This window comes from Streptomyces sp. NPDC059787 (assembly GCF_042732315.1).
In the GTDB taxonomy this organism is placed as follows: Bacteria; Actinomycetota; Actinomycetes; order Streptomycetales; family Streptomycetaceae; genus Streptomyces; species Streptomyces atrovirens.
In genome coordinates, this window is sequence record NZ_JBHWHX010000009.1 from 226,438 (window position 1) to 235,779 (window position 9,342).

The 9,342-nt window shown below is 74.2% G+C and carries 9 protein-coding genes; 6 read left to right on the plus strand and 3 right to left on the minus strand.

The features are described 5' to 3' along the window. Positions 1 to 64: 64 nt before the first annotated feature. Positions 65 to 715 carry a phosphoribosyltransferase gene (locus ACFV5H_RS11590; protein ID WP_385049351.1) on the plus strand — a complete coding sequence of 217 codons (651 nt, stop codon included), beginning with the start codon at positions 65 to 67 and terminating at the stop codon, positions 713 to 715. Between the two features lie 182 nt (positions 716 to 897). Here ACFV5H_RS11590 and ACFV5H_RS11595 read toward each other — a convergent pair whose 3' ends face one another. Both ACFV5H_RS11595 and ACFV5H_RS11600 read right to left on the minus strand, forming a co-directional pair. Beyond that, on the minus strand, positions 898 to 2,082 hold the full coding sequence (locus ACFV5H_RS11595) for a CaiB/BaiF CoA transferase family protein (protein ID WP_385049348.1): 1,185 nt from the start codon (positions 2,080 to 2,082) through the stop codon (positions 898 to 900). An 81-nt stretch (positions 2,083 to 2,163) separates the two neighbouring features. After that, a complete protein-coding gene (locus ACFV5H_RS11600) occupies positions 2,164 to 2,400 on the minus strand; it encodes a hypothetical protein (RefSeq protein ID WP_385049345.1) in 237 nt (78 codons plus the stop codon). 125 nt (positions 2,401 to 2,525) lie between these two features. Here ACFV5H_RS11600 and ACFV5H_RS11605 point away from each other — a divergent pair, with 125 nt between their 5' ends. After that, the gene (locus ACFV5H_RS11605) at positions 2,526 to 3,431 is read left to right on the plus strand and encodes a LysR family transcriptional regulator (RefSeq protein WP_385049342.1); all 906 of its coding nucleotides are present in this window, start codon (positions 2,526 to 2,528) and stop codon (positions 3,429 to 3,431) included. 137 nt (positions 3,432 to 3,568) lie between these two features. Here the strand turns inward: ACFV5H_RS11605 and ACFV5H_RS11610 are convergent, their stop codons facing one another. Next, complete coding sequence (locus ACFV5H_RS11610) at positions 3,569 to 4,183, minus strand: TetR/AcrR family transcriptional regulator (RefSeq protein WP_385194267.1); 615 nt, start codon at positions 4,181 to 4,183, stop codon at positions 3,569 to 3,571. A gap of 268 nt (positions 4,184 to 4,451) precedes the next feature. On the opposite strand from ACFV5H_RS11610, the gene ACFV5H_RS11615 reads away from it, so the two are divergent. The 4 genes from ACFV5H_RS11615 to ACFV5H_RS11630 are packed head-to-tail and all read left to right on the plus strand — an operon-like array spanning position 4,452 to position 9,256. Further along, positions 4,452 to 5,009 carry a 2Fe-2S iron-sulfur cluster-binding protein gene (locus ACFV5H_RS11615; RefSeq protein ID WP_385049336.1) on the plus strand — a complete coding sequence of 186 codons (558 nt, stop codon included), beginning with the start codon at positions 4,452 to 4,454 and terminating at the stop codon, positions 5,007 to 5,009. Continuing rightward, positions 5,006 to 5,998, plus strand: coding sequence for an FAD binding domain-containing protein (locus ACFV5H_RS11620; RefSeq protein ID WP_385194269.1), 993 nt, complete (start codon positions 5,006 to 5,008; stop codon positions 5,996 to 5,998). The genes ACFV5H_RS11615 and ACFV5H_RS11620 overlap by 4 nt, the downstream gene beginning before the upstream one ends. Next, positions 5,995 to 8,127 carry a xanthine dehydrogenase family protein molybdopterin-binding subunit gene (locus ACFV5H_RS11625; RefSeq protein WP_385194272.1) on the plus strand — a complete coding sequence of 711 codons (2,133 nt, stop codon included), beginning with the start codon at positions 5,995 to 5,997 and terminating at the stop codon, positions 8,125 to 8,127. The genes ACFV5H_RS11620 and ACFV5H_RS11625 overlap by 4 nt, the downstream gene beginning before the upstream one ends. Beyond that, on the plus strand, positions 8,120 to 9,256 hold the full coding sequence (locus tag ACFV5H_RS11630; protein WP_385194274.1) for an XdhC family protein: 1,137 nt from the start codon (positions 8,120 to 8,122) through the stop codon (positions 9,254 to 9,256). Before ACFV5H_RS11625 ends, ACFV5H_RS11630 begins: the two co-directional genes overlap by 8 nt. Positions 9,257 to 9,342 lie beyond the last annotated feature (86 nt).

Genomic DNA, 9,342 nt, shown 5'->3' on the forward strand with positions numbered 1-9,342 from the left:
GGTACACGGGTGCGGAACAGGTGCTTCAGGTGCCGTCCGAAGGTGCGGAGGGAGGGCATCCGTCATGCGGTTCCGTGATCGCCGGCAGGCCGGCCGTGAACTGGCCGCACGACTGCGGGAGAGGCAGGACGAGGGAGCCCTGCCCGATCCTGTCGTGCTGGCCCTGCCCCGCGGCGGTGCCGCCGTGGCCGTCGAGGTCGCCGGGGCACTGGACGCCCCGCTCGACGTCCTCGTCGTACGGAAGATCGGCGCCCCCTTCCACGAGGAGTTCGGCGTCGGCGCGATGGCCGGTGACGGGGTGCCGCTTCTCGACGAGGACGCCCTGCGGCGGCTGGGCATCGACGAGGCCGACCTGGCGCCCGTCGTCGAGCGCGAGCGCACCGAGCTGCGCCGCCGCGAACAGCGCTACCGCCAGGGCCGCCCGGCTCCCGCACTGCGCGGACGGACCGTGATCGTCGTCGACGACGGGCTGGCGACCGGGTCCACGGCCCGCGCCGCGCTGCGCGCCCTGCGGGCGCAGGACCCCGGGCGCCTCGTGCTGGCCGTTCCGGTCGGCGCGACGGAGGGCGTCGCGCTGATGCGCTCCGAGGCCGACGAGGTGGTGTGTCTGCACGAGCCGGCCGCGTTCATGGCCGTGGGCCAGTGGTACGAGGAGTTCGACCAGTTGACGGACGACGACGTCCTGGACGCGCTGCACCAGCGGCAGCCCCGGTAGGGCCCGTCCGGCGGACCACGCGCCGGGTCCCTCTCACGCCCGACCGCGCTCGCGAGGGAGGGACCCCAGCGCGTCGACGTACTCCTCCGCCTCGCGGCCGGACGCACCGGGCCCCGTTCCGTTCGGCCGCGGGACGCCGCCGGTCCCCTCCGGCCCGATCACCGGGCAGGTCCTGGCCGGGCTCAGACGACCCCGTCCGCGCGCAGTGCCGCGATCTCCTCGGGGGAGCGGCCCAGTTCCGTCAGGATCGCCTCCGTGTGCTCGCCCACGGCCGGTACCGGGTCCATACGGGCCGGCAGGCCCGCCAGGTCGGCGGGCGGCAGCAGCGCCTCCACGGTTCCGCCCGGTACCGCCACCTCGCGCCGGCGGCCGCGGGCGGCGAGGACCGGGTGGTCGAGGAACGCGGCGACGTCGTTGACCCCGGCGCAGGCGATGCCGATCGCCTCCAGGTCCTCGAGCAGCTCATCGGCGTCCGCGCGGGCGAAGCGCTCGGCGATGACCGCGTTCAGCTCCTCACGGTGGGCCACCCGGTCGGAGTTGGTGGCGAAGCGCGGATCGTCGGTCAGCTCCGGCCGGCCGAGGAACTCCGCACACAGGGCCGCCCACTCGCGCTCGTTCTGAACGGAGAACAGCACCTCGCGTCCGTCGGCGGCCCGGTAGGTGCCGTACGGGGCGATGGTGGCGTGCTGTGTGCCCAGGCGCGGGGGCTGGGCGCCGCCGTAGCGGGTGTAGTAGGCGGGCTGGCCCATCCACTCGGCGAGCGCCTCGAACAGGGACACCTCCACCGGGCGCGCCGTGCCGGTGGTCGCGCGGGTGTAGAGGGCGGTGAGCACACCGCTGTACGCGTACATCCCGGCGGCGATGTCGGCGACGGAGATCCCGGTACGGGCGGTCTCCTCCGGTGTCCCGGTCAGCGACACCAGGCCGGTCTGGCACTGCATCAGCAGGTCGTACGCCTTGCGGTCGGCCCAGGGGCCGCTCGTGCCGTACCCGGAGATCGTGCAGGGGATCAGCCGGGGGTAGCGACGGGTCAGCTCGTCGGTCCCCAGACCGAGGCGGCCTGCGGCGCCCGGCGCGAGGTTCTGCACGAACACGTCGGCGTTCCGGAGCAGCCCGTGCAGGATCGCCCGGCCGCGCGGGTCCTTCAGGTCCAGCGTGAGGGATTCCTTGGAGCGGTTGATCCACACGAAATAGCTGGAGTGGCCGTGCACGGTCGTGTCGTACCGGCGCGCGAAGTCCCCCTCGCCCGGCCGCTCCACCTTGATCACACGGGCGCCGAGATCGGCCAGCTGCCGGGTCGCGTAGGGCGCGGCCACCGCCTGCTCCACACTGACCACCGTGACCCCGGACAAGGGGGGTTCGTGCACGTCCGCGCCTCCTGCCTGCTCCGGCCTCGATTAGTAAGGCCGGGGCGGGGCGGCTGTCAACGGCGGCCCCGCCCAGGCCGTTCACCGGTCGGCCCGGCTCCACGGAGCGTCCGCGGGCCTGCTGCGGGAGACGATGCGGGCGCCGCGGTCGTCTACGGCGCGGACCTGGAGCGAACCGCAGCCGCAGCGGGTCCACACCGTGCTGCCCGCCGCGGTGCCGTGCCGGGAGACCACCTGGAACGGCTCGGCGTCGTCCGGCCACCCGCAGTACGGGCAGAACGTGCCGGTCGTGCCCGTGGCGCCGGTCGTGCTGGTCATGGTGACTCCTCGGATCCTCGATCACATGGCTGCACTGTCGATTGTCGCGACACAGCAAGGGTGCTTCGTACCCTCCGTACACGTCCAGGTTGACTTTGTGCACGGCATCGTCAAGCGTGGGCTTCATGATTGACCTGCGCCGGCTGCACGTCCTCAGGGCGGTCGCCCACTACGGCACGGTCACCGCGGCCGCCCGCGCCCTGCACTTCACCCCGTCCGCCGCCTCCCAGCAGATCCGTCAGCTCGCCCGTGACCTGGACGTCGACCTGCTGGAACCGCGGGGGCGCGGGGTACGGCTCACCCCGGCCGCCGAGAGCCTGCTGGCGCACGCCGACGCGATCCAGGCGCGCTGGGACCAGGCCGAGCTGGACCTGCGCGCCGACCACGGCGCCCCGGCCGGGGTGTTGCGCGTCACGGGGTTCCCGGTGGCGATCTCCGTGCTGCTGGCGCCGATGGCCGCCCGGCTGGGGAAGCGTCATCCGCGGTTGTCGGTACGGATCGCGGAGGAGGAGGTGACGCGGAGCTTCGACCTGCTCTTCGAGGGGTCCACCGATCTGGCCGTCGTCGAGTCCACCCCGTACAACCCGCCGCTGAGCGACACGCGGTTCGACCAGCAGCCACTGCTGGACGACCCGTTCGACCTGGTGGTCCCGGCGGGGCATCCGCTGGCCGGACACGAGCGGACCGACCTCGCCGAGGCGGCGCGCGAGCCGTGGATCGTGCCGGTGCCGGACAGTCCCTGCCGGCCGCATGTGCTGGCCGCGTGCGGCGCGGCCGGTTTCGCCCCGGACGTCGTCCACCACGCCTGCGACTGGAACGTCATCGCCCATCTCGTCGCCCACGGCCTCGGCGTCGCCCTGATCCCGCGCCTCGCCCGTCTCGCCCCGGACCTGCCGATCACCCGTGTGCGCTGCACCGGCAACCCGCACCGCAGACTGCTGACCTGCACCCGCGGCGGCGGCCACGCCCGCCCGGCCGTGTCCGCCGCCCTGCGGGAACTGCGCGAGCTGGCCCCTACGGCCGTCGCCTGAGAGCGGGACGGCGTCCATGCCGCGGACGTCCGTGCAGGGCCCGCCGGGTGGTGTCCGTACGGGGCCGCCGGGGAGGCGCCGACAGGGGGCCGTCCACCGGCGGACCGGCGTTCAGGCCGGCGCGTCGTGCCGGCGGATCACCGTCCCGGAGCCCCCGCCCGCAGTCCGTCCATGACCAGGTCCAGCAGCCGCGTGGCGCGTGGCTGCCAGTCCTCGGCGGGGTCGAGCTGCCAGAGGCCGCCGATGGCGAGGACGAGGTCGTCCGCGGTCACCCCCGGGCGGATGGATCCGGCCTCCTCGCAGCTGCGCAGCAGGAGTTCCGCCGCCTCGGTCACCGGGCTGTGCCCCGGCTTCGCCGGGCTCCCCGGTCCGCTGGTGGCCTGCCGGATGGCGTCGGCCAGCCCGGCCTTGGCCATGGCGAAGCGGGCCAGCCCGTCCATCCACTCGCGCAGCGCGCAGTCGGGCTCCCGCGTGCTCAGCAACTGCGCCGCGCTGTCCGCCACCTGCCGCATCTCGTACCGGTAGATCTCCAGGACGAGTGCCTCGCGGCTGGGGAAGTTCCGGTAGAACGTGCCCTGCCCGACGCCCGCCTTCTTGGCGATCACGCTCAGCGGGGTGTCCGCCGAGCGCGTGAGTTCGACGAGGGCCACCTCCAGGATGCGCTCGCGGTTGCGCTGCGCGTCCGAGCGCAGGGGTGCCGCCGCGCTCCGCGGTGTCTGCGCGCACGGGGACGCTTCCTTCTTGTGCCCCACCGGTCCTCCTCCCGGGCCGTGACCGAAACCCGTCCTTGCTAACCGGACAGCTGTCCACTACGTTCTTGGGGGTAACGGACAGCTGTCCGCTTCGGGTCCATCGTATCGGCGGACACGGACGGCGCGGGACGCCCGGTGGCATGCCCTCGACGACCGGTGTGTTCCCGGCCCTTCCTCCTCCTCCGCATGTTCCCGGACGCCCCACATTCCGTACAGCCCCACGTCATCGACTCGTTCCGCCTTCCAGATCCGTGAAAGAAGGCTGCTCATGGCCCCCTCGACGTCCAGCAGCGTCACTCTGAACATCAACGGCGAGAAGCACACGCTGTCCGTCGACCACCGCACCACCCTGCTCGACGCCTTACGCGAGCGCCTCGACCTGACCGGCACCAAGAAGGGCTGCGACCAGGGACAGTGCGGCGCCTGCACGGTCCTGGTCGACGGCCGTCGCACCGTGTCCTGCCTGCAACTGGCCGTCGCGTCCGACGGACGCGAGATCACCACCGTGGAGGGCCTGGCCGACGGGGACCGGCTGCACCCGGTGCAGCAGGCCTTCCTCGACCTGGACGGCTTCCAGTGCGGCTACTGCACCCCCGGCCAGATCTGTTCGGCCGTCGCCGTCATCGAGGAGCACGCGGCGGGCTGGCCCAGCGCCGTCACCGGGGACGTACGCCCCGAGGCGGGGCCGCCTCCCCTGACTCCCGAGGAGATCAGGGAACGCATGAGCGGCAACCTGTGCCGCTGCAGCGCGTACGTACAGATCGTCGAGGCGGTCGCCCGCGCCGCCGCGGAACACCGGAACGAGACCGAGGAGGCCGCGGCATGAGGGAGTTCGACTACCGGCGCGCCGACGACGTCTCCGGCGCGGTGGCGCTGCTCGACGCCGACCCCGGCGCCCGCTACCTCGGCGGCGGCACCAACCTCGTCGACCTGATGAAGAACGGCGTCGAGCGCCCGGCCCGGCTCGTCGACGTCCGCGCCCTCCCGCTGGACCGGATCGAGCCCGCCGACGGCGGCGGACTGCGCATCGGCGCCACCGTCACCAACAGCGACCTCGCCGCGCACCCCGGCATCCGCCGCGACTACCCCGCCCTCACCCAGGCCGTACTCGCCGGTGCCTCCGGGCAGTTGCGCAACATGGCCACCGTCGGCGGCAATCTGCTCCAGCGCACCCGCTGCGGCTACTTCACCGATGTGACCAAGCCCTGCAACAAGCGTGCGCCCGGCAGCGGTTGCCCCGCCGTCGAGGGCGAGCACCACAACCACGCCGTTCTGGGCGCCTCCGACCACTGCGTGGCGATCCACCCCTCCGACATGGGTGTGGCGCTGACCGCCTTCGACGCGGTCGTCTCCTACGAGACCGCCGACGGGCCGGGGGAGTTGCCGCTGGCCGACTTCTACCTCCCGGTGGGCGACACCCCGCACCGGGAGACCGCCCTGCCGCCCGGCGCGCTCATCACCCACGTCACCCTGCCGCCCGCGCCGGTCGCCGCCCGCTCGCGCTACCGCAAGGTCCGCGAACGCGCCTCGTACGCCTTCGCGATCGGCTCGGTCGCCGCCGCCCTCGACGTCAGCGGGGGAGTCGTGCGCGAGGCCCGCCTCGCCCTCGGGGCCGTGGCGTCCCGGCCCTGGCGGGCCCGCGCCGCCGAACGCGTGCTGAACGGCGCCCCGGCCACCGCGGAGTACTTCGCGGCGGCGGCGGACGCCGAACTCGCGGCCGCCAGGCCGCTGCCCGACAACGGATACAAGGTGACCCTCATGTGCAACCTCGTGGTGGCCGTGCTCTCCGAACTCGCCGAGGAGGCCGCCCGATGACCACCGCCACGACCGGCGCCACGACGGCGGCGGGTGCCGTCGGCACCGCGCACACCCGGGTCGAGGGCCGCGACAAGGTCACCGGTGCCGCCCGGTACGCCGGCGAGATCCCCTTCGCCGACCTCGCCCACGGCTGGCTGGTGCTGTCCACCGTCGCCCGCGGCCGGATCTTGTCCGTCGACACCGAACCCGTGCTCGGCATGCCGGGCGTGCTGACCGTCCTGCACCACGGGAACGCGCCACGCCTCGACACCGACTACATCGGAATGCTGGGCATTCCGCCGGACCCGACGGCCGCGGTCTTCCAGAACGACCGGGTCCCGCACGCCGGCTGGCCCGTCGCGCTCGTCGTCGCCGAGACGCCCGAGCAGGCCCGGGAGGCCGCCGAGGCGCTCGTCGTCACCTACGAGCGGGAGCCGCACGACATCGAGCTCTCCGCCGTCCGCCCGGACGCCTACCCGGCGGACGGACACATGCCCGGCACGACGGAGAAGGGCGACATCGAGGCCGAACTCGCCGCCTCCGCCCACGTGGTGGACGAGGAGTACACCACCCCGGAAGAGCACCACGCCATGATGGAGCCGCACGCGGCGACCGCCCTGTGGGACGGCGGCCGGCTCGAGGTCGTCGACTCCAACCAGGGCACCACCTGGGTCGCCGACGAACTCACCCGGATGTTCTCCCTGGACCCGTCCGCGGTGCGGGTCCGCTCCGAGCACATCGGCGGCGGCTTCGGCAGCAAGGGCCTGCGGGCCCACCAGGTGTCCGCCGTGATGGCCGCGACCGCCTTGCGGCGGCCGGTCCGCGTCGTCCTGACGCGACGTCAGATGTTCTCGCTCACCGGCTACCGCAGCCCCACCGTCCAGCGGGTCCGGCTCGGCGCCGGCCCCGACGGCCGGCTGCGCGCCCTGGAGCACCGCTCACTGAACCAGACGTCCACGGTCTGGGAGTTCGTCGAGCCGAGCGCCGGTGTGGCGCGCGTGATGTACGACGCCGACGCCCACCGCACCTCGAACGAGGTCGTACGGCTGGACGTGCCGTCCCCGACGTGGATGCGCGGGCCGGGCGAGGCGCCCGGATCGTTCGCCCTGGAGTCGGCGCTCGACGAACTGGCCGAGCGGTGCGGGGTCGACCCGGTCGAGCTGCGGCTGCGCAACGACCCCGAGCGCGGCCCGGTCTCCGGGCTGCCGTTCGCCGGCCGCAACCTCGCCGCCTGCTTCCGCGAGGGCGCCCGCCGTTTCGGCTGGGCCGACCGTGACCCGCGCCCGGGGACGCGCCGCGAAGGGCGCTGGCTGCTCGGCACGGGCACGGCCGCGGCCTCCTTCCCCTCGGGCGCCCTCCCGTCGACGGCCGCGGTGACCGCGGAGGCGGACGGCACCTACACCGTGCGGATCGCCGCGGCCGACATCGGCACCGGGGCGCGTACGGCGCTCACCCTCGTGGCCGCCGACGAGCTCCGGGTGGCGCCCGGCCGGGTCCGGGTGCGCATCGGCGACAGCGACTTCGGCCCGGCGGGGATCGCGGGCGGCTCCATGGGCACCCGCTCCTGGGCCTGGGCGATCACGGCCGCCGCCGGGGAACTGCGGGAGAAGCTCGTTCCGGGAGGCGTCGTGCCGCCGGAGGGCATCACCGTACGGTCCGACACCACCGCCGCCCTCGCCGCCCTCGCCCAGAAGGAACGGCACTCCTTCGGGGCACAGTTCGCCGAGGTGGCCGTGGACGTCACCACCGGCGAGGTGCGGGTGCGGCGGATGCTCGGCATCTTCGCCGCGGGCCGGATCGTCAACCCGCTCACCGCGCGTGGTCAGCTCGTGGGCGGCATGACCTGGGGCATCTCGATGGCCCTGCACGAGGAGGCGGTCCGCGACCGCGCCTCCGGCGGTCTCTACGGCGCCGACCTGGCCGGCTATCACGTCGCCACCCACGCCGACGTGCCGGAGGTCGAGGCGGACTGGATCGACGACCCGGACCCCGACGACCCCGTCGGCATCAAGGGCGTCGGCGAGGTCGGCATCGTGGGCGCGGCGGCGGCCGTCGCCAACGCGGTCTGGCACGCGACCGGCGTACGGCACCGGAACCTGCCCATCCGTCCGGACCGGATACTGGGGGCGGGAGGCACGGGTGTTTGACATCGCCGGCGAGCTGCACCGCTGGCTGACCGAGGGCCGGGAGTTCGCCGTGGCCACGGTGGTGTCCGTGGGCGGCAGCGCGCCGCGCGGCCCCGGCGCGGCCCTCGCCGTCGACCGCGAGGGCACGGCGGTCGGCTCGGTGTCCGGCGGGTGCGTGGAGGGCGCGGTGTACGAACTGTGCGCCCGGGCGCTCGCGGACGGCGAGACCCGTGTCGAACGGTTCGGCTACAGCGACGAGGACGCCTTCGCCGTCGGCCTGACCTGCGGCGGGGTCATCGACATCATGGTGACCCCGGTCGGCGCGCACGCCCCTGCCCGGCAGGTGCTGCGGGCGGCGCTGTCGGCCGTCCTGCGGGGCGGGCCGGGGGCGCTCGCCCGGGTCGTCGAGGGCCCGGCGGAACTCCTCGGCAGGGCCCTGTTCGTCCACCCGGACGGGTCGTACGAGGGTGGCCTCGGCGGGGTTCCCGAGCTGGACCGGACGGCGGCCGGGGAGGCCGGGGCCCTGCTGGAGGCCGGCCGCACCGGTACGGTCCGCGTCCAGGAGGACGGGTCGTACTGCCCCGGCGGGCTGACCCTGTTCGTGGAGTCCTCGGTGCCGCCGCCCCGCATGATCGTCTTCGGGGCGATCGACTTCGCGGCGGCGCTGGTGCGGGTGGGCAAGTTCCTCGGCTACCACGTCACGGTGTGCGACGCGCGGCCCGTGTTCGCGACCGGGGCCCGCTTCCCGGAGGCCGACGAGATCGTGGTCGACTGGCCGCACCGCTATCTGCGGGGCACGGAGACCGACGCGCGCACGGTGCTGTGCGTTCTCACCCACGACGCGAAGTTCGACGTACCGCTGCTGAAGGTGGCCCTGGGGCTGCCGGTGGCGTTCGTCGGCGCGATGGGTTCCCGGCGTACCCACACCGACCGGGAGCGGCGGCTGCGGGAGGCGGGGGTGGGGGAGCGGGAGCTGGCCCGTCTCCGCTCTCCGATCGGGCTCGATCTCGGTGCGCGTACTCCGGAGGAGACGGCTCTGTCCATCGCGGCGGAGGTCGTCGCCGTGCGGCGGGGTGGCACGGGGGTTCCCCTGACGGGCTCGCGAACGCCGATCCATCGCGACGGGCGGTCCGCGTCGGCGGCTGCCTGAGCCGGTGAGGGGTTTTCGCCCCGCCGCCCTTACCCGTCCCGAACCTGGGGCTCCACCCCAGACCCCGCTCCTCAAACGCCGGAGAG

What these genes read in the sequence shown, in the direction of transcription:
- ACFV5H_RS11590 (WP_385049351.1), top strand. Translation starts at nt 65, where the DNA reads ATGCGGTTCCGTGATCGCCGGCAGGCCGGCCGTGAACTGGCCGCACGA.
- ACFV5H_RS11600 (WP_385049345.1), bottom strand. Translation starts at nt 2,400, where the DNA reads ATGACCAGCACGACCGGCGCCACGGGCACGACCGGCACGTTCTGCCCG.
- ACFV5H_RS11605 (WP_385049342.1), top strand. Translation starts at nt 2,526, where the DNA reads ATGATTGACCTGCGCCGGCTGCACGTCCTCAGGGCGGTCGCCCACTAC.
- ACFV5H_RS11615 (WP_385049336.1), top strand. Translation starts at nt 4,452, where the DNA reads ATGGCCCCCTCGACGTCCAGCAGCGTCACTCTGAACATCAACGGCGAG.
- ACFV5H_RS11620 (WP_385194269.1), top strand. Translation starts at nt 5,006, where the DNA reads ATGAGGGAGTTCGACTACCGGCGCGCCGACGACGTCTCCGGCGCGGTG.
- ACFV5H_RS11625 (WP_385194272.1), top strand. Translation starts at nt 5,995, where the DNA reads ATGACCACCGCCACGACCGGCGCCACGACGGCGGCGGGTGCCGTCGGC.